Source organism: Streptomyces sp. NPDC006733 (assembly GCF_040636125.1).
Classification (GTDB): Bacteria; Actinomycetota; Actinomycetes; order Streptomycetales; family Streptomycetaceae; genus Actinacidiphila.
The window spans coordinates 302,444-321,465 of record NZ_JBEYJD010000001.1 but is presented as its reverse complement, the minus strand read 5'-3'; the positions used below and the strand labels follow the sequence as shown (position 1 = coordinate 321,465).

Here is a 19,022-nt window from a genome sequence, read left to right as displayed (position 1 = left end):
AAGGGGGTTACGGCGTCAGCGCCATCTTGTCGCTCGTCGCGTCGTCCACCTTGGGCTTGGAGAAGACCCACGGCAGGAGCTCGCCCTTGGCCCACATCGCCGTCTGGTCGGAGTAGTGCGCGTTGTACGCGTGCCCCGAGGCGCCGGTGAGGTTGATCCAGCGGGACTTGTCGAAGTCGTCGAGGTTGACGACCATCCGCATCGACGGCACCCAGACCACGTCGTAGCCCCCGGCCGCGTTCCAGCCGGTCGCGTTGACGGCCGCCTCGCCGCCGCCGAGCTGCCACGGGCCGCGGTTGAGCAGCCACTTCACGACGGCGGGGCCGCCGGTGCCCAGCGTCTGGTTCTTGAGCTCCAGCTTGTGCAGCCGGCCCCAGCTCCAGGTGTCGATGTCCTTGCCGAGCTTGGCGGTCAGCTCGTACCGCGCGTCCTGCATGGCCTGCTTGAGGAGCTGGTCGCGGGTGCTGTGCGCGGACGGCGCCGCGTCCTTGTCGAAGAACGCGGTCGGCGACATCGTCCACCAGGCGTTCTTCTCGTCCGGAAGGATCTTGCGGACGACCTCGAACCACCGGTCGCCGCCGTCGGGCTGCGCCTGGTCGGAGTCGCGCTCACCGCACTCGTTGACCGTCTCGCTCTTGCCGTCGAGGTCGTCGACCGGGCCCGACTGGTCGGCGGCCGGGACGCGCAGGCACTGGTCCTCGGGGCGCAGCTCCTTGGGCAGCTTGTTGCCGAAGGCGAGCTTGAGGGTGTTGCGCCAGACGGCGTTGAAGTAGGCGGCGGCCGCGGAGTCGGCGTCCTGGTTGAAGTCCCAGCCCTCCAGCAGCTGCTGGGCGTCGCGGACGTAGGAGTCCTTCACGTCGACCTTGAGCAGGTAGGGCACCAGCAGCTTGGCGATCTCGCTGCTGCTGTCGGACTGCATGCTCTGCATGTCGTCCATGGAGACCTTGCCGCCGTCCTTGATCTTGGACGCGATGAGGTCGTTGATGCGCTGGCTGCGGGCGCCGTAGCCCCAGTCCTTGGTCAGCATCGGGGCGTACTTGTCCTCGTCGACCACGGCCTGGTTGGCGGTGACGATGTAGCCGCGGGCGGGGTCGTACTCCCAGGGCAGGGACTTGAACGGGAGGTAGCTCTCCCAGGTGTAGCGCGAGTCCCAGCCGGGCGCCGGGTAGCGGCCGTCGCCCTTGGCGCGCACCGGGATCTTGCCGGGGGCCTGGTAGCCGATGTGGCCCTGCTTGTCGGCGTAGATCAGGTTCTGCGACGGGACCTCGAAGTCGGCCGCCGCGGCCCGGAACTGCTCGAAGTTCTGCGCCTTGTTGATCTCGAAGACCGCGTCCATGCTCTTGCCCGCGTCGAGCGCGGTCCACCGCAGGGCGACGGCGTAGCCGGCGCTGCGGTCCGGGGCGGCGTCCTGGACGGGCGCCGTCTGGCCGACCTTGAGCAGCTCGTCGGCCCGGTCGGAGATGATCGGGCCGTTGTTGGTGGAGCGCACGACGATCTCGCGGTCGGCGCCGCCCGCGACCTTGATGGTCTCCTTGCGGGTCGTGAACGGCTTCTGGCGGCCGTCGTAGAGGTAGCTGTCGGCGGTGACCTTCTCCAGATAGAGGTCGGTCACGTCGGCACCCAGATTGGTCATCCCCCAGGCGATGTTCTGGTTGTGGCCGATGACGACGCCGGGCATCCCGGAGAACGTGTACCCCGCCACGTCGAACGGGCAGGTCGCGCCGACGCTGCGGCAGTGCAGCCCCATCTGGTACCAGAGGGACGGCATCTGGGGTGCCAGGTGCGGGTCGTTGGCCAGCATCGGCTTGCCGGTCGTCGTGTACTTGCCCGCGACGACCCAGGAGTTGGAGCCGATGCCGTTGCCGGACGGGCCGAGCAGGTTGGGCATCTTGTCGATGATCTCGGAGAGCCCGGAGAGCTGCGTGTTCAGGGCGTTGGCGGCCACCGGGGTGCTGTCGACCTTGGCCGGCGTGTACTTCTCGGTGATCGGGTCGAGCTTGCCGCCGTCGACGATCGGCTGGTGCCGCTGGTACGGGTACCCCGGGTAGAGCTGCTCGATCTGCTCGGGCTTGAGCCGGCTCCCCATCAGCGCGCGGTCGATCTCGTCCTGCATGTTGCCGCGCAGGTCCCACGCCATGGCCTTGAGCCAGGCGACGGAGTCGACCGGGGTCCACAGCTCGGGCTTGTAGTCGTTGGAGAACGACAGGGCCGCGTACTCGACGGACAGGCTCGCGCCGCTGTGGTCCTTCAGGTACGCGTTGACGCCGTCGGTGTACGCCTGGAGGTACTTCTTGGTGGTCGCGTCGAGCTTGGAGTCGTACTCCTTCTGCGCGATGTCGCGCCAGCCGAGCGTGCGCAGGAACGCGTCGGTCTCGACCTGCCCCGATCCGAACATCTCCGACAGCCGGCCCGAGGTGAGGTGGCGCCGGACGTCCATCTCGTAGAACCGGTCCTGCGCCTGGACGAAGCCCTGGGCCCTGAAGAGGTCCTCCGAGGTGTCCGCGTAGATCTGCGGGATGCCGTTGCCGTCGCGCTCCACGTCGACGGGCCCGGTCAGGCCCTTGAGTTTCAACGATCCGGTGGTCTCGGGGAAGGAGGCGCGCACGGTGCTGACGCTCCAGTACGACCCGTAACCGATGCCCCCCACCAGCAGGACCACGAACGCGATCACAAAGAGGCGAAGGCGGCGGGACTTCTTCTTGGCGGGCATCTCTGTCCTTCGAGGGGCAGGGTGGACCGGGTGCTCTTGGTGCTGGGACTGGTGCTGGAGCAACCATAGGCGCAGCGGTCGGGGGACCCCTACGCGGAGTCATCGTTGACCTCGGAAGTTCAAGTACCGGTAAAATGTTAGGCAAGGCAATGAACTTCTCCCAGGCCTTCGAGGAAGGACCGCGCCCTGACTGTCCACCGTCTCAATGAACTCCTGTTGATCGGCGCCCTCGTGCTGCTCATCGCGGTGGTCGCCGTGCGACTGGCGTCACGCAGCGGCTTGCCCACCCTGCTCATCTACCTCGGCATCGGCGTCGCGATCGGCCAGGACGGCCCGTTCGGTTTTACCTTCGACGACGTCCAGCTGACCCAGGTCCTGGGATATGCGGCACTTGTGGTGATTCTTGCCGAAGGCGGACTCGGCACGAAGTGGCAGGAGATCAAACCGGTGGTGCCCGCCGCCGCGGTGCTCTCGACGTTCGGCCTCATGCTGAGCGTCTTCATCACGGCGGGAGCGGCCCACTACCTGGTGGGTCTGGACTGGCGGCAGGCGCTCATCATCGGGGCGGTGGTCTCGTCCACGGACGCGGCGGCGGTCTTCTCGGTGCTCCGCAACGTGCCGCTGCCGAAACGAATCACCGGCGTGCTGGAGGCGGAGTCCGGGTTCAACGACGCCCCTGTCGTCATCCTCGTGGTGGCGTTCTCGTCCGCGGGACCGGTCGACCACTGGTACCTGCTCCTCGGCGAGATCGCCATGGAGCTGGCGATCGGCGCCGCGATCGGTATGGCGGTGGGGTGGCTCGGCGCCTACGCGCTGCGGCACATCGCGCTGCCCGCCTCCGGCCTCTACCCGATCGCGGTGATGGCCATCGCGGTCTTCGCCTACGCCGCCGGCGCCATGGCCCACGGCTCCGGGTTCCTCGCCGTCTACATCGCGTCCCTGATACTCGGCAACGCCAAACTGCCGCACCGGCCGGCCACCAGGGGCTTCGCCGAAGGGCTCGGCTGGATCGCGCAGATCGGCCTCTTCGTCCTGCTCGGGCTGCTCGTCACCCCGCACGAACTCGGCGACGACATCGTGCCCGCGCTCGTCATCGGCCTGGTCCTGACAGCCGTCGCCAGACCGCTGTCGGTGACCGCGAGCCTGGCGCCGTTCCGCATCCCCTGGCGGGAGCAGGCGCTGATGTCGTGGGCCGGGCTGCGCGGCGCGGTGCCCATCGTGCTGGCCACGATCCCGATGGTCGCGGGCGTGCCCGACAGCCGGCGCATATTCAACATCGTCTTCATCCTGGTGATCGTCTACACCCTGGTGCAGGGCCCGACCCTGCCGTGGCTCGCCCGGCGGCTGCGCCTGGGCGTCCGCGACGGGGCGGCCGACCTCGGCATCGAGTCGGCGCCGCTGGAACGGCTGCGCGGCCACCTGCTGTCGGTCTCCATCCCGGAGGAGTCCCGGATGCACGGCGTGGAGGTCAGCGAGCTGCGGCTGCCGTCCGGCGCCGCCGTCACCCTCGTGGTGCGGGACGGGACCAGCTTCGTGCCGCTCCCGAACACGGTGCTGCGGCGCGGCGACGAGCTGCTGGTCGTCGCCACCGACCCGGTGCGGGACGCCGCGGAGCGGCGGCTGCGCGCGATCGGCAAGGGCGGCAAGCTCGCGACCTGGCTGGGCGAGGGGTGAGACCGGCCGGGCGGGGGGTGAGGGAGGTCTCACTCCGTGCCGGGCGCTCGGCCGGACGCCCGGCACGGAGTGCCGCTAGGATGGGTCGGTACGTGTTGAGTACACAGACCTCTGTCTGACGCAGAGCTGGCGCGACGGTACGGCCCCGGCCGACCGTGTCCTGCGCGAGCGGACAGCTCTCGGCGACTTCCGTGACGGATGCGCTACCAGGCAGCACAAAGGACCAAGCCGTGGCATCCACGGTGAACAACCGTCCGGACAGCCCCGCCACCAAGCGGCCCGGCTACGGACAGCTCCTGCGCACACCCCGCGCCTGGACGTTCCTGCTGCCCGGGTTCGCCGCCCGGCAGCCCTTCGCGATGCTCACCATCGGCATCGTGCTGCTCGTCGAGCACACCACCGGCTCGTACGGCACGGCCGGCGTCGTGGCCGCGGTCACCGGCGTCTCCATGGCGGTCTTCGCGCCGCAGAACGGCAAGCTCGCCGACCGGTTCGGGCAGAGCGCCGTCCTGCTGCCGGGCGTCCTCGTGCACACGGCCTCCGTCGTGCTGCTGACCGTCCTGGCGCTGTCGCACGCCCCGCTGTGGGCGCTGTTCGCGGCGGCCGTGCCGGCCGGCGCCTCGGTGCCGCAGATCGGGCCGATGGTCCGGGCGCGCTGGGCGGCGAAGCTGGAGCACTCCCCCCTGATGTCGACCGCCGCGGCCTTCGAGTCCGTGACGGACGAGTTCACCTTCGTCATCGGCCCGGTGCTGGCCACCGCGCTGTGCACGGGTGTGCACCCGGCGGCCGGGCTGATCGCCGAGGCCTCCCTCACCCTGGTCGGCGGCCTGCTCTTCGCCGCCCAGCGGAGCACCGCCCCGCCGCTCGGCAGGACCGTCGACGGCGTCCGCGAGAAGCACCCCTCGGCGATGCGCATCCCGGGCGTCAGGGCCCTCGCCGTGGCCTTCCTCGGCATCGGCGCGGTCTTCGGCGGCATGCAGGTGGGGCTGACGTCCTTCACCGAGGAGATCGGCCGCCAGGGCATCGCCGGGCTGCTGTACGGCACCTTCGCGGCGGGCAACATGCTGGCCGGGGTCGTCTGCGGTGCCATCGCGTGGCGCCGCAGCCCGCAGAGCCGGCTGCTGGCCGCGTACGCGGCGCTGGCGCTGGCCTGCTCCGCGCTGTGGGCCGTGCACTCGGTGCCGCTGCTCGGCGCGCTCGGCCTGCTCATCGGGCTGTGCATCGCCCCCGCCCTGATCACCGGCTACACCCTGGTCGAGACCCTGGTGCCGGCCGCCACCCGCACGGAGGCCTTCACCTGGCTGACCGGGTCGGTCGCGTTCGGGCAGGCCATCGCGGTGACCGCCGCGGGACAGCTGGCCGACCGGGTCGGCGCGAGCGCCGCCTTCGTGGTGCCGCTGGCCGGTACGGCGCTGGCTCTAGCCACCCTCGTGGCGCTGCGCAAGCGGCTCAAACCACACTCGGAGGGACGGATCGTCCAGGGATCGACACGTGGGATGGGTCACCGCGTGCCGGTCGCGGTGGACTGACGCGGCGGAATGCTGCACTATTGAACGTCGTTAGCACTCATCGAGTGAGAGTGCCAGGAGGATCAAGTGCCGACGTACCAGTACCAGTGCACCGAGTGCGGCGAGGGCCTCGAGGCGGTGCAGAAGTTCAGCGATGACGCTCTGACCGTTTGCCCGAACTGCAACGGACGCCTGCGCAAGATCTTCTCGGCGGTCGGGGTCGTGTTCAAGGGTTCCGGTTTCTACCGGACCGACAGCCGGGGCTCGTCCTCGGCGAGCACCCCCGCGGCCAAGAGCAGCTCGGATGCGAAGCCTTCGACGACGTCCGCGCCGTCCTCGGCTTCCTCGTCGGGCAGCTCCTCATCCGGTTCGAGCAGCTCTTCCAGCGGGTCTTCCGCAGCCTGATCGCTGCGAGCACGTAAGCCCCCGGGGCTTACGTGACGATGACGGACCCCGCCGATACCGTCGGCGGGGTCCTCGTCGTATCCGGGCGCCGTTAGGGTGATCGGCATGGTGGAGAGCAGCGGTACGCGGGCCGATATCGGCGTCATCGGCGGGTCCGGTTTCTACTCGTTCCTCGAGGATGTGACCGAGATCACGGTCGAGACCCCCTATGGTCCGCCGAGCGACTCGCTCTTCCTCGGCGAGGTGGCCGGCCGCCGGGTGGCCTTCCTGCCCCGGCACGGCCGCGGGCACCACCTGCCGCCGCACCGCATCAACTACCAGGCCAACCTGTGGGCACTGCGCTCCGTCGGCGCGCGCCAGGTGCTGGGCCCGTGCGCGGTGGGCGGCCTGCGCGCGGAGTACGGCCCCGGCACGCTGCTCGTCCCCGACCAGCTCGTGGACCGCACGAAGTCGCGGGTCCAGACGTACTTCGACGGCGAGGCGCTGCCGGACGGCAGCCGGCCGAACGTCGTCCACGTCTCGCTGGCCGACCCGTACTGCCCGGTGGGCCGCCGGGTCGCGGTGGAGACCGCGCGGGCCGGCGGCTGGGACGCGGTCGACGGCGGGACGCTGGTCGTCGTCGAGGGGCCGCGGTTCTCCACCCGCGCGGAGTCGCGGTGGCACGCGGCGCAGGGCTGGTCGGTGGTCGGCATGACCGGGCACCCCGAGGCGATCCTCGCCCGCGAGCTGGGGCTCTGCTACACGTCGCTGACGCTGGTGACGGACCTGGACGCGGGCGCCGAGACGGGCGAGGGCGTCTCCCACGAGGAGGTTCTGGAGGTCTTCGCGGCGAACGTCGGCCGGATGCGGACCGTGCTGTTCGACGTGGTCGGCGGGCTGCCGCCGATCGCGGAGCGCGACTGCCTGTGCGTGGACCCGTGGGGCGGGCAGCAGCCGGGGATCGAGCTGCCGTAGGGCCGTAGGCGGTCGGGCTGCCGTGGGGGGTCGTACGGCCGTGGTGGCCGTGCTGCCGCTCTGCGCGCCGTGTGCCGCTGTGGGCGGTCGTGCGGCCGGTGTCGGCGATCGTTCCGCTGTGGCGGGATTTCACCCTCACGGGTGATGGGGTTCTCCACAGCCGCTGAGTTGTCCACAGGCCCGGGAGGGCCCGTCGCGGGATGCGGGATCGTAGAGGTCTCAGCCGCGGGAAGCCTCCCGGATCACCGCGGTGGACCTCCGAGGCGGTGATCTCCGTGCCCGTTCTTCCCGACCCCGACTCCTCCCCCGCACCCCCGACCGGCCCCGCCGGCCGCGCGGCCGGCCACGCTCCCCCCGATTCCTACGCGCTGCCGCGCCGCCCGGTGCCGCCCTTCCCACCGATCAGGGCCGGCCGCGGCGGCGGGCGGATCCGGCGGTGGACGGTGCCGCGGCGCGGGCGGCGGCCGGTGGCGGCGGGGCTGGCGATGGCCGCGGCGGCGCTGGCGACCGCCACGCCGCACCGTCAACTCCCCTGGCGGTGACGCTGTGTTGACTCACTCTTTCGAGTGCGCGAATTGGACACCCCACTCCCGCGATGGCGTAGGTTTCGGCACTTGCTGTGCCGTCGACCGTGCGTGCGGAAAGAGAGAACCCAGTGAGCGACGAGAAAAAGGCCGGAGTCCTGAACGGCTTCAGGGAATTCCTGATGCGCGGGAACGTGGTCGACCTGGCCGTCGCCGTGGTCATCGGTGCCGCGTTCACCTCGGTGGTGAACTCCGTGGTCAAGGGCGTCATCAATCCCCTGGTCGGCGCCTTCGGCACCAAGGACCTGGAGCACTACCGCTCCTGCCTCAAGGGCCCCTGCTCGGTGAACGACGCGGGCGACGCGGTGAGCGGCATCCCGATCCTGTGGGGCACGGTGCTCAGCGCGGTCCTGACGTTCCTGATCACCGCCGCGGTGGTCTACTTCCTGATGGTGCTGCCGATGTCCCGCTACCTGGCCAGGAAGGCAGCGCGGGAGCGCAGGGAAGCCGTGCAGCACGCGGAGGCCGAGGCCGCCGAGGTGGCGCTGCTGCGCGAGATCCGCGACGTGCTGGTGGCGCAGCGCGGCTGAGTCAGATGTGGTGCGGGGGCTTCTCGTCGAGGAAGCGGGCGAGATCGTCGCCCCCGCCACCCGACGGGCGGTCGCCCCAGCCGCGGTCCGTGTCGTCGGACGACGGCCGGCTGAGCGGGTCGTCGAAGACGAGGGCGGCGGCGGGGTCGCGCCGCGGCTTCCCGGGCCGCGTCGCGGGCTGGGGGTCGGACCGGGGTTCGGGAGCGGTGCTCATGCTCCCAGGGTACGGCGGTGGGGCGGTCTCCCGGCGTCTGCCCGGTGGTGGCCCGCCCCGCGCGGGCCCGGACCGGGCCCGCGTCCCCGCCCGTCAGCGGTCCTTCGGGTCGAGCAGCCAGATGGCCAGCACGACCAGGAAGGACGCCACGAGGAAGCCGGCGCACCACCAGGCGATCGTCGTCTCGCCCCGCATCCACTCGTTGACGGCGATCGACAGCGCCCACAGCTGGCCGATGACGACGGTGATCGCCAGCGTCAGCCGGGCGGAGAGCTTGGACGAGCGCTCCGGGTCCTGGTCGGTGCCCGCTCCGGGGCCGGGGCCGGTGTGGCGCACACGGGGGTCGCCGTAACCGCTGGTCGGGCGGATCTGCGGGTAGCGCTCGCGCACCGGCCGGTTCAGCCGCGGCTGCGCGCTGCCGGGGTGGTAGGGCGGCGGGGTGTCCGTCATACGCGTCGGCCTTCCTCGGTGGCGGGGCCCTGCGCCCGGGCGCCCGGGCAGCCGAGTTCTCCCGCCACCTCAGGGCGGGACGTGCGGAGCTGGCGGCAGAGCCCTTCCTCGGCGCTCTCGCCGGAGCGGGCGGTGCCGACGGCCCAGACGCTGCCGTCCTGGCGCTCGACGAGGACCACCTTGGGCAGACCGCGCGGGGGCGGCCCGGCGGTGACCTCGCCGGTGCGGGCGTCGAAGACCCCCTCGTGGCACGGGCAGTACAGCTCGCCCTCGCTGCCCCGCTCCTTGCGCCACAGCACGGCGCAGGCCAGGTGGGTGCAGATCGCGGAGTAGCCGACGAGCGTGCCGTCGGCCATCCGCACCGCGACCGCCCGGTCGTCCTCGCCCGGGTAGCGGAAGGAGAGGGACTGGCCGCGCGCGATGCGGTCGGCGATCTTCTTCGGTTCGGCCGTGCCGTCACCGTGCCGGTGCAGCACTCCCGCCGCGACGGCCACCCCGCCGACGGCGAGGCCGCCGGAGACGGTGGCGACGATCCGCAGGTAGTCGCGGCGGGTGGTCAGCGAGTCGGCGCTGATCCGGTCGCGCAGCGCGTCCTGCTCGGGGTCGGGGTGCGCGCCCGGCTGCTCAGTGGTGGTTGTCATCGGACATCGACCCCGTTCACCTCGACGATCGGCAGCCCGCCGGGCACCGGCCACTGGACCTTGTCCGCCGGGACGACCATGGCCACCCCGGTCTTGACCATCACGTCGCCGAACGCGAAGGAGTCGGCGACCTCCACCCCGGGCCGCTCGGCCTGCAGTTCCTCGAGCGTCCCGTAGAACAGGGCACCGGTCGGGCAGACGGTGGCGCACATGGGGGCGAGGCCGTACTCGGTGCGGTCGTAGCAGAGGTTGCACTTCATCTGGAGCTTCGCCTGCAGATCGATCTTCGGGATGCCGAAGGGGCAGGCGTTGACGCAGTTGGCGCAGCCGATGCAGCGGGTCAGGTCCGCTTCCTGCACCACCCCGTCCGGGGTGATGAGGATCGCGTCGGCCGGGCAGACCTCGGCGCAGGGCGCGACGGGGTCCTCGCAGTGCATGCAGACGCTGGGAAGGGAGGCGACGCTGAGCCCCTGGTCGGGGTAGTCGAGGTGGATCATCGACTTGCCCCGGTGGGAGTCGCACTCGCGGCAGGCCGAGACGCAGGCCTGGCAGCCGATGCAGCGGCCCGGGTCGATGAAGATCGTCCGTCCCATCATGGCCGGATCAGCTCCTTTCCGACGTGCCCCGGCCCTGGGGGGCCGTGGGCGGGAAGGGTTCGGTACGGGAGACCTGGGTCTCCGGATAGGCCTCGCGGCCCGGCGGCACCGGTGGCGCGGGGACCGGGTCGAGCGCATCAGCGGCCTCGACCCGGGCAGCACAGACCTTGTACTCCGGGATCTTGGATCGGGGGTCCAGGGCGTCCATCGTCAGCACGTTCGCCGCCGTGGGGGCGGGCCAGTGATAGGGGATGAAGACCGTGTCGGGACGGATCGAGTCGACGACCAGCGCCGGGTACACGGTGCTGCCGCGGCGGGTGACCACGCGCACCGGGTCGCCGTTGCGGAAGCCGTGCGAGGGGTGCACCTCGACCCAGGGGCGCGGGGTCTGCTCGACCAGGGCGCCCAGCCGGCGGGTCTGGTTGCCGGACAGGAAGTGCGCGACGGTCCGGCCGGTGGTGAGCGACAGCGGGAACTCGTCGCTGTACGGGTCCATCGGCGGGTGCCACTCCACCGTCTGCAGATGGATCATGCCGTCCTCGTGGTACGTCCTGCCGTCCTCGAACAGCCGCGGGGTGCCGGGATGATCGGTGGAAGGGCACGGCCACGCGATGCCGCCGGTCTCCTCCAGCCGCTCGTAGGTGATGCCGTAGTAGTCGTTGACGGTGCCCGCGGACGCGACCCGCAGCTCGTCGAAGACCTCGCGGGAGCCGGCGAAGGCGAACTTGTCGCCCACGCCGAGCCGGCGGGCCAGCTCGCACATCACCCAGGTGTCGGTGCGCACCCCGGGCGGCGGGTCCTGCGCCTTGTTGTGCTTGACGACGCGCGCCTCGGCGTTGGCCATCACGCCCTCGTCCTCCGCCCAGGTGGTGACGGGGAGGACGACGTGGGCGTTCTCGGCCGTCTCGGAGAGGAAGAAGTCCAGCTGGGCGTGGAACTCCAGCCGGTCGTAACCGTCCTTGACGACCTTGTGGTTGGGCAGCGAGACGAACGGGTTGTTGCAGGTGCCGATGAGGCCGCGGATCTCGCCGCGCTGCATCTGGTAGACCATCTCCATCATCGAGGTGCCGGCCTGCGGCAGCTCGGACTCCTCGATCCCCCAGATCTCGCAGATCTGCCGGCGGTGCTCCGGGTTGAGGATCGAGCGCCCGCCGGGCAGCAGGTCGGACTTCTGGCCGTGCTCGCGGCCGCCCTGCCCGTTCCCCTGGCCGGTGATCGTCCCGTAGCCGGCGCCCGGCCGACCGATGTTCCCGGTGGCGACGCACAGGTTGATGATGCTGAGGCAGTTCTCGACGCCCTGGCTGTGGTGTTCGACGCCGCGCGCGTGCCACGCCATCGCGTTCTTCGCACCGCCGAAGAGCCGCGCCACCTGCTCGACGTGGTCGACCGTCACCCCGCACGTCTCGGCGGCCCGCTCCGGCGGGTAGGCGGCGACGGTCTCGCGGACCGCGTCCCAGCCGGTGGCGTGCGCCGCGAGGTACTCCTCGTCGACGAGCCCCTCGCGGATCACCACGTGCAGCACCGCGTTGAAGAACGCCGAGTCCGTGCCGGGCCTGATCGGCACGTGCAGGTCGGCGGTGCGCGCGATCGGGGTCTCGCGCGGGTCGATGACGATCAGCTTCGCGCCCCGGTCCCGTGCCCCCCAGATGTACTGGGTCATGACGGGGAAGCACTCGCCGACGTTCGATCCGGCGATGAGCAGGCAGTCGCTCAGCAGGATGTCGGAGAACGGGTTGCCGGCCCGGTCGATCCCGAAGGCCAGCTTGTTGGCGCCCGCCGCGCTGACCATGCAGAGCCGGCCGTTGTAGTCGACGTGCTTGGACTTCAGCGCGACCCGGGCGAACTTGCCGACCAGGTACGTCTTCTCCGAGTACAGGCTCGCGCCGCCGAGCATCCCGAAGGAGTCGTCGCCGGTCTCCCGCTGGATCCGGCGGATCTCGGAGACGGTGAAGTCCAGCGCCTCGTCCCAGGAGACCTCCCGCAGCGGCTCGTCGCGCGAGCGCCGCATCAGCGGAGCGGTCAGCCGGTCGGGGTGGTTGACCTGCTGGTAGGCGTTGATGCCCTTGGGGCACAGCCGCATCCGGTTGATGTCGTGGTTGCGCGGCTCGACGCCGAAGACCTTGCCGTGCCGGTCCACCCGCAGATACATCCCGCACTGCACCCCGCAGAAGCAGCAGTGCGTGGGGACGAGCGTCTCGCCGTTCTGGTCGGCGTGCCACTTGTCGGCCGGGATGCCGCCGGCGTCCCGGAAGCCGCGGGTGCCGGGCGGGGCGATCGCCGGATCGATCGGCAGGGGCGGCCTGGTCGGCGTGTCCGTCACTTGAAGCCCCGCTTCACATGGGAGAGATAGGCGCTGCCGCGCAGCGCCCGCTTGCAGCGCGGGCAGTACTCGGCCCACTCGTCGAAACCGAGGTTCAGGTCGCGCATCGTGCCGCGCAGGTTCTCCACGTAGGGCGCGGTGTCGATCGGCTCCTGGCAGCGGCGGCACCGGAAGACCTTCTCGTCCTGCCGGGCGGTGTACTTGAAGAGCTGCATGCCGACCGCGGCGGGGCGCTGCACGATGTGGAAGAACTTGCCGAAGGGGATGTAGATGAGGGTGAAGACCACCGAGACCATGTGCAGCAGCGCCAGGAACTCGTAGCCGCCGCCGTGCAGCAGCACGCTGGAGAACGTCAGCAGCAGGCCCGTGACGGAGATGGTGATCAGCGCGATGAGCGGCACGAAGTCGTACGCGAAACGCTGTCCGGTGATCGCCCCGCGGTCCTTCATCCGGCGCCACAGGAAGTAGCCGGCGCCGGGGATGACCAGCACCGCGGCCAGGTCGAGCCCGTGGAACATCGCCCAGCCGAAGAACGAGGAGGAGTCGTAGCCGAGCACCTTGACGCCCCAGATCCGCATCTCGTAGCCGGGTCCCGAGCCTCCCCCAGCTACCGCTGGGAGGGACCCCCTGCCGGAGGTGAAGGTGAACCAGCCCCAGGTGAGCGGGAAGGTGATCGCCGCCGCGAGCAGGCAGCCCCAGAACATCAGCTGGTGCGCGAGCCAGCGGCCGTGCGAGCGGGCGCCCAGGAACTTCTGGAAGCCGAGGTACGTGATGATCATCTTCGGCAGCGCGGTGGGCGCCTTGCGGAAGTTCGCGACGGAGAAGAAGCTGCGCCAGCCCTGCCTGAACAGCCGCCGGGAGGCGGGCGCCGACACCCAGACCGTGTAGCGGTAGGCGACGCCGAAGGCGAGGAAGATCGACGCGACCGTGTAGGGGATCAGCGCGGAGTCGAAGTCCTTGAGCCCCCGGCTGCCGAGCACGATCGCGGCGAGCAGCAGGACCGCGACAGCCGTGGCGACGAGCGAGGCCCGGGTGGTGGGCGACCGCCCGGCCCCACCGGGCCCCGGGGGCCGGGACCCGGCCGGGGCCACGGCGGTGGCCGTGCCGCCGTCCCCTGCCGTCGGGGCCTGCGCCGTGGGAGGTTCCGGCGGGGGTTGCTGCACGGGCTGGCTCCGTTCGACTGCGCACCTGCCGGACGGCAGGGCCCGGTGGTAGGCAATCTACGGACAAACAGCACATAACGCAGTGATTGGCGCCCTGATGGGCTACAGGGCGCCTGTCACCGCTCCCCCGCCGCCAGGCCGGGCGCGACCGGCCTGGCGGCCCCCCAAGCGTCGGCGGGGAGAAACCCCAAGCACCGGTTTGGGAGGCCCCTGCGGCTATACCTGGGCCATGGAACTCGACATCGACCGGCGTGACCCGGTGTACCGGAACTGGCTCAAGGACGCCGTCGGCAAGGTGCAGGCCGACGCCAACCGGTCCGCCGACACCCATCTGCTGTCGGTGCCGCTGCCGCCGGAGTGGGGCATCGACCTGTACCTGAAGGACGAGTCGACGCACCCGACCGGCTCGCTCAAGCACCGGCTGGCCCGCTCGCTGTTCCTGTACGGGCTCTGCAACGGCTGGATCCGGCCGGGGGCGCCCGTCATCGAGGCCTCCAGCGGCTCGACGGCGGTCTCCGAGGCGTACTTCGCGAAGCTGATCGGGGTGCCGTTCATCGCCGTCATGGCGAAGAGCACCGTGCGCTCCAAGATCGACCTGATCGAGTTCCACGGCGGCCGATGTCATCTCGTCGACGACCCCTGCGAGGTCTACGAGGTGGCGGTGCGGCTCGCGGCCGAGTCCGGCGGCCACTACATGGACCAGTTCACGTACGCCGAGCGCGCCACCGACTGGCGCGGCAACAACAACATCGCGGACTCGATCTTCCGGCAGCTGGCGCTGGAGCGGCACCCCGTCCCCGCCTGGATCGTCGCGACCGCCGGCACCGGCGGGACGTCCGCCACCATCGCCCGCTACGTGCACTACACGCAGCAGGACACCGGGGTCTGCGTCGCCGACCCGGAGAACTCCGCGTTCTTCCCCAGCTGGCGGACGGGCGACCCGACCGTCGTCACCGACCGCGGCTCCCGCATCGAGGGCATCGGCCGCCAGCGGGTGGAGCCGAGCTTCGTCCCCGGGGCGATCGACCGCATGATGCGGGTCCCGGACGCCGCCTCCGTCGCCTGCGTGCGCGTGCTGGAACGGCTGCTGGGCCGCAAGGCCGGCGCCTCCACCGGCACCGGCCTGTGGGCCGCCTTCCGGATCATCTCCGACATGCGGGCGGCCGGCGAACAGGGCAGCGTGGTGGGTCTGTTGTGCGACCCGGGCGAGCGGTACCTGGAGAAGTACTACTCGGACGAGTGGCTCGCCGCGCAGGGCATCGACATCGCCCCGTTCACCGCGCGCATCGAGCGCTTCCTCGCGACGGGCGAACTGAGCACCGTCGCGCCCGCCTGACCCCGTCGGGGAGGGGGGCCGTCAGAGGTCCGTGCGGAGCCGTAGCGCGGCGAGCGGCACGAAGCCGAGGCCGGTGTCCCCGTCGGTGTCCTCGGACCCCGACAGCCGGCGCAGCATCGCCAGCGCGATCCGTTCGCCCTGCACCTTCGCGTGGTCCGCGCGGGGCCCCGCGTACAGCCCGTCGACGGACGCGCGCCACAGCTGGACCCAGCGGCCGAAGTGCTCGGCGGTCATCGGCCGGGTGTCGTGCAGCGCCGCGTGCGGGGCGAAGGCGTTGCCGTCGTAGTCGGCCGTACGGAGCAGGGCGCGTTCCCAGAAGTCGGTGATCCTGGGCAGGTGCGCCTCCAGGTCGAGGCCCGCGATCTCGGTGAAGTACGGGCCGATCAGCCGGTCGGCCAGCGCCGCCTCGTAGAAACGGCGCAGCAGCGCGACGAGGTCGGCGCGGTCGCCGATGTCAGGGGTGCCGGGTGGAGAAGTGATCATGATCCTTCCAGGGTCCGGGTGGGGCGGACCGGCCGCCAGGGCCGAAAGACCCGGACACGGCAGCGTGCCATGGTGTTCCCCGCGCGCGTTGTGGCGCAAGGTGGCCTCCATGAGCAACCCCGACGGAACCGCGTTCCGCCGTATGACCGCCCGCAGCCGTGACGAGGAACACCGTGCCTCCACACCGCTGGAGCTCTTCTTCGACCTCTGCTTCGTGGTCGCCGTCGCGCAGGCCGGTGCCCGGCTGGTGCACGCACTGGCCGCGGGCCACCCCGGCAACGGGGTCGTCGGCTACCTGCTGGTGTTCTTCGGCATCTGGTGGGCGTGGATGAACTTCTCCTGGTTCGCGTCCGCCTACGACACGGACGACGTGCCGTACCGGGTCACCACGCTGGTGCAGATCACCGGCGTCCTGGTGTTCGCCGCCGGTGTGCCGCGCGCCTTCGACGCCAACGACTGGACGATCGCGGTGGTCGGCTACTCGGTGATGCGGCTGGCGCTGGCCACGCAGTGGCTGCGGGCCGCGCGCGGCGAGATCGGCGCCGCCCGCACCTGCGCGATCCGCTACGCGTGCGGCGTCATCGTCTGCCAGCTCGGATGGGTCGGGCTGCTCTTCCTGCCCGACGGCTGGAAGGTGTGGGCGTTCCTCTGCATGATCGTCGTCGAGCTGTCCGTGCCGATCTTCGCCGAGCGCCGGCACCAGACGCCCTGGCACCCGCAGCACATCGCCGAGCGCTACGGCCTGTTCACCATCATCGTGCTCGGCGAGACGATCGCCGCCGCGACCGTCGCCGTGCAGTCCGCGCTCGACGAGCACGAGGCGGTGGGCGAGCTGCTGCCCATCGCGGGCGGCGGGCTGCTGATCGTCTTCGCGGCCTGGTGGATCTACTTCTCCGTGCCCATCGAGGAGCACCTGACCTCGAACCGCGAGGCGATCCCCTGGGGGTACGGCCACTACATCGTCTTCGTCTCCGCCGCGGCGATCGGCGCGGGCCTCGAAGTGGCCGTGGAGCAGAGCGTCGGGAAGGCGGAGATCTCGATGCGGGCCGCCTCCGCGGCGGTGACCGTGCCGACCGCCGTCCTGTGCTTCACCGTCTGGCTGCTGCACTCCCGGCACTCCAAGCGCGGTCTCGCGCAGCAACTCGTTCTGCCGGTGGCGTCGTTGCTGATCCTGGCCTGCACGTTCTGCGGGGAGCAGGCGGTGCTGCTGACCGGGGTGGTGTCGGCACTGGCCGTGGCGGTCGGTATCGCGCTGGCGCGCCGGAGCGCGCCGGCGCCGGCCCGAACGGCGTAGGCCGGGCCGGCACCGCGTGCGCTCGGGCCGGCACCGCGTGCGCTCGGCCCGCCAGCGCGTGCGCTCAGACCGCGACCGGCGTCCTGGCGTCGTCCGGGACGGGCAGCGCCGCCTCGGGCCGCGCGGGCCTGCGGATCCCCTTGAGCAGGACGACGAGCGCCGCCGTGACGACCGTGCCCGCCGCGACGGCGACCAGGTACAGCCACGGGTTGCCGATCAGTGGCACCACGAAGATGCCGCCGTGCGGCGCGCGCAGGGTGCAGCCGAAGGCCATCGACAGGGCGCCGGTGACCGCGCCGCCCGCCATCGCCGACGGGATGACCCGCAGCGGGTCGGCCGCGGCGAACGGGATCGCGCCCTCGGTGATGAACGACGCGCCCAGCACCCAGGCCGCCTTGCCGTTCTCGCGCTCCGTGCGGGTGAAGAGCCGGCCGCGCAGGGTCGTCGCGAGCGCCAGTCCCAGCGGCGGCACCATGCCCGCCGCCATCACGCACGCCATGACCTTCAGGCTGCCGTCGTTGGGGTCGGCGAGACCGCCGACGGCGAAGGCGTACGCGACCTTGTTCAGCGGACCGCCCATGTCGAAGCACATCATCAGGCCGAGGATCACGCCCAGGATGATCGCGTTCGACCCCGTCAGGCCGTTCAGCCAGTCGGTGAGCCGGTCCTGCAGCCAGGCGAGCGGCTTGCCGACCACCAGGAACATCAGGAAGCCCACCACCGCTGAGGAGATCAGCGGGATCACCACCACCGGCATGATGCCGCGCAGCACCGGTGGGATCGCGACCCGCTGGATCGCCATCACGACGGCACCCGCGAGCAGGCCCGCGACCAGGCCGCCGAGGAAGCCCGCGTTGATCGTCAGCGCGATGGCGCCGCCGACGACGCCGGGGACCAGCCCCGGCCGGTCCACCATCCCGAACGCGATGTACCCGGCCAGGATCGGCACGAGGAACGTGAAGGCGGTGTCGCCGATCTGGAAGAGCAGCGCCGCCCAGCTCGCGCTCTCGTTCCAGGCGAAGTGCTCGGCGACGGAGGGCGCGGCGTTGATCTCGTACCCGCCGATCGCGAACGCGAGCGCGATCAGCAGCCCGCCCGCGGCGACGAACGGCACCATGTAGCTGACACCGGTCATCAGCCACTTGCGCAGCCGCGTGCCGAAGGCCTCGCCGGCCTCGGCGGAGTGGTCGGACGCGTCCGTGCCGCGCGCGGGGTGCGCCGATGCCGTCACCTCGCCGCGCTCGGCCTTGCCGCGCGCTTCGGCGAGCAGCTCCGGGGCTCGGCTGATGCCCGCCTTCACCCCGACGTCCACCGTCGGCTTCCCCGCGAAGCGCTCCTTGTCGCGGACCTCCACGTCATGGGCGAGGATCACCGCGTCCGCGGCGTCGATCGCCGCTTTCGGCAGCTTCTTGAAGCCGGCCGAGCCCTGGGTCTCGACGGTGATCTCCACCCCGGCGTCCCGGGCGGCGTTCTCCAGGGACTCCGCCGCCATGTACGTGTGCGCGATGCCGGTCGGGCACGACGTCACCGCCACGACGCGGAACGGCCGCTCCTGGGGGACGCCGGTCGCGTCGGCCGCGACGGCCTCCGGGCCGGCGGTTTCGGTCTCCGCCGGTTTGGTGGCCGCCGGTTCGGTGGCCGCCGGTTCGGTGGCCGCCGGTTCGGTGGCCGCCGGTTCGGTGGCCGCCGGTTCGGTGGCCGCCGGTTCGGGCTCCGCCGGTTCGCCCGCGATCAGGGCGGCGGCGCGCGCCGGGTCGTCGGCCGTGCGCAGGGCGGCGGTGAACTCCGGGTCCATCAGGCGGCGGGCGAGGGCCGACAGGATCGTCAGGTGGTCGGTGTCGGCGCCCGCCGGTGCCGCGATGAGGAAGACGAGGTCGGCGGGGCCGTCGGGGGCGCCGAAGTCGATACCGGCGCCACTGCGGCCGAACGCGAGGGTCGGCTCGGCGACGTGCTCGCTGCGGCAGTGCGGGATGCCGATGCCGCCGTCGAGGCCGGTCGGCATCTGGGCCTCGCGCGCGGCCACGTCCGCGAGGAAGCCCTCCAGGTCGGTGACGCGTCCGGCGGCCACCATCCGCTCGGCGAGCGAACGTGCCGCGGCTTCCTTGCTGTCGGCGGCCAGGTCGAGGTCGACCAGCTCCGCGGTGATCATCGCACTCATCG

17 protein-coding genes are annotated in these 19,022 nt (G+C 71.4%); 8 read left to right on the top strand and 9 right to left on the bottom strand.

The features are described 5' to 3' along the window. Nucleotides 1-7: 7 nt before the first annotated feature. Entirely contained in the window at nt 8-2,710 is a 2,703-nt protein-coding gene (locus tag ABZ721_RS01440) for a penicillin acylase family protein (protein WP_358786478.1), read from the bottom strand. A 216-nt stretch (nt 2,711-2,926) separates the two neighbouring features. Between ABZ721_RS01440 and ABZ721_RS01435 the strand changes: the two genes are divergently transcribed. The 6 genes from ABZ721_RS01435 (at nt 2,927) to mscL (ending at nt 8,365) form a co-directional block, all read left to right on the top strand. Next, nucleotides 2,927-4,384 carry a potassium/proton antiporter gene (locus ABZ721_RS01435; RefSeq protein ID WP_358786477.1) on the top strand — a complete coding sequence of 486 codons (1,458 nt, stop codon included), beginning with the start codon at nt 2,927-2,929 and terminating at the stop codon, nt 4,382-4,384. Between the two features lie 230 nt (nt 4,385-4,614). Then, on the top strand, nt 4,615-5,913 hold the full coding sequence (locus ABZ721_RS01430) for an MFS transporter (protein WP_358786476.1): 1,299 nt from the start codon (nt 4,615-4,617) through the stop codon (nt 5,911-5,913). A 66-nt stretch (nt 5,914-5,979) separates the two neighbouring features. Then, nucleotides 5,980-6,297, top strand: coding sequence for an FmdB family zinc ribbon protein (locus tag ABZ721_RS01425; protein WP_358786475.1), 318 nt, complete (start codon nt 5,980-5,982; stop codon nt 6,295-6,297). A gap of 105 nt (nt 6,298-6,402) precedes the next feature. Then, nucleotides 6,403-7,251, top strand: coding sequence for an S-methyl-5'-thioadenosine phosphorylase (locus ABZ721_RS01420; RefSeq protein WP_358786474.1), 849 nt, complete (start codon nt 6,403-6,405; stop codon nt 7,249-7,251). Nucleotides 7,252-7,526: 275 nt separating this feature from the next. Continuing rightward, complete coding sequence (locus ABZ721_RS01415) at nt 7,527-7,793, top strand: hypothetical protein (RefSeq protein ID WP_358786473.1); 267 nt, start codon at nt 7,527-7,529, stop codon at nt 7,791-7,793. A 113-nt stretch (nt 7,794-7,906) separates the two neighbouring features. After that, a complete protein-coding gene (gene mscL / locus ABZ721_RS01410; RefSeq protein WP_358786472.1) occupies nt 7,907-8,365 on the top strand; it encodes a large conductance mechanosensitive channel protein MscL in 459 nt (152 codons plus the stop codon). Between the two features lies 1 nt (nt 8,366). Here mscL and ABZ721_RS01405 read toward each other — a convergent pair whose 3' ends face one another. From ABZ721_RS01405 to ABZ721_RS01380, 6 genes are all read right to left on the bottom strand, one after another. Beyond that, the gene (locus ABZ721_RS01405) at nt 8,367-8,579 is read right to left on the bottom strand and encodes a hypothetical protein (RefSeq protein ID WP_358786471.1); all 213 of its coding nucleotides are present in this window, start codon (nt 8,577-8,579) and stop codon (nt 8,367-8,369) included. Between the two features lie 93 nt (nt 8,580-8,672). Beyond that, a complete protein-coding gene (locus tag ABZ721_RS01400) occupies nt 8,673-9,029 on the bottom strand; it encodes a hypothetical protein (RefSeq protein ID WP_358786470.1) in 357 nt (118 codons plus the stop codon). Further along, nucleotides 9,026-9,670 (bottom strand): Rieske (2Fe-2S) protein, encoded by a 645-nt coding sequence (locus ABZ721_RS01395; RefSeq protein WP_358786469.1) that lies wholly within the window; start codon nt 9,668-9,670, stop codon nt 9,026-9,028. Before ABZ721_RS01395 ends, ABZ721_RS01400 begins: the two co-directional genes overlap by 4 nt. Beyond that, nucleotides 9,667-10,266 (bottom strand): 4Fe-4S dicluster domain-containing protein, encoded by a 600-nt coding sequence (locus ABZ721_RS01390; protein ID WP_358786468.1) that lies wholly within the window; start codon nt 10,264-10,266, stop codon nt 9,667-9,669. Before ABZ721_RS01390 ends, ABZ721_RS01395 begins: the two co-directional genes overlap by 4 nt. Before the next feature lie 7 nt (nt 10,267-10,273). Then, nucleotides 10,274-12,586: a molybdopterin oxidoreductase family protein gene (locus ABZ721_RS01385; protein ID WP_358786467.1), complete on the bottom strand. Its 2,313-nt coding sequence runs from the start codon at nt 12,584-12,586 to the stop codon at nt 10,274-10,276. Then, entirely contained in the window at nt 12,583-13,677 is a 1,095-nt protein-coding gene (locus ABZ721_RS01380; RefSeq protein ID WP_358786638.1) for an MFS transporter, read from the bottom strand. Before ABZ721_RS01380 ends, ABZ721_RS01385 begins: the two co-directional genes overlap by 4 nt. A 301-nt stretch (nt 13,678-13,978) precedes the next feature. Between ABZ721_RS01380 and ABZ721_RS01375 the strand changes: the two genes are divergently transcribed. After that, nucleotides 13,979-15,085: a PLP-dependent cysteine synthase family protein gene (locus ABZ721_RS01375; protein ID WP_358786466.1), complete on the top strand. Its 1,107-nt coding sequence runs from the start codon at nt 13,979-13,981 to the stop codon at nt 15,083-15,085. Nucleotides 15,086-15,106: 21 nt separating this feature from the next. Here the strand turns inward: ABZ721_RS01375 and ABZ721_RS01370 are convergent, their stop codons facing one another. Continuing rightward, a complete protein-coding gene (locus ABZ721_RS01370; protein ID WP_358786465.1) occupies nt 15,107-15,568 on the bottom strand; it encodes a group III truncated hemoglobin in 462 nt (153 codons plus the stop codon). 109 nt (nt 15,569-15,677) lie between these two features. Here ABZ721_RS01370 and ABZ721_RS01365 point away from each other — a divergent pair, with 109 nt between their 5' ends. Next, entirely contained in the window at nt 15,678-16,862 is a 1,185-nt protein-coding gene (locus ABZ721_RS01365) for a low temperature requirement protein A (protein WP_358786464.1), read from the top strand. Nucleotides 16,863-16,926: 64 nt separating this feature from the next. Here the strand turns inward: ABZ721_RS01365 and ABZ721_RS01360 are convergent, their stop codons facing one another. Next, nucleotides 16,927-19,020 (bottom strand): fructose-specific PTS transporter subunit EIIC, encoded by a 2,094-nt coding sequence (locus tag ABZ721_RS01360; RefSeq protein ID WP_358786463.1) that lies wholly within the window; start codon nt 19,018-19,020, stop codon nt 16,927-16,929. Between the last annotated feature and the right edge of the window lie 2 nt (nt 19,021-19,022).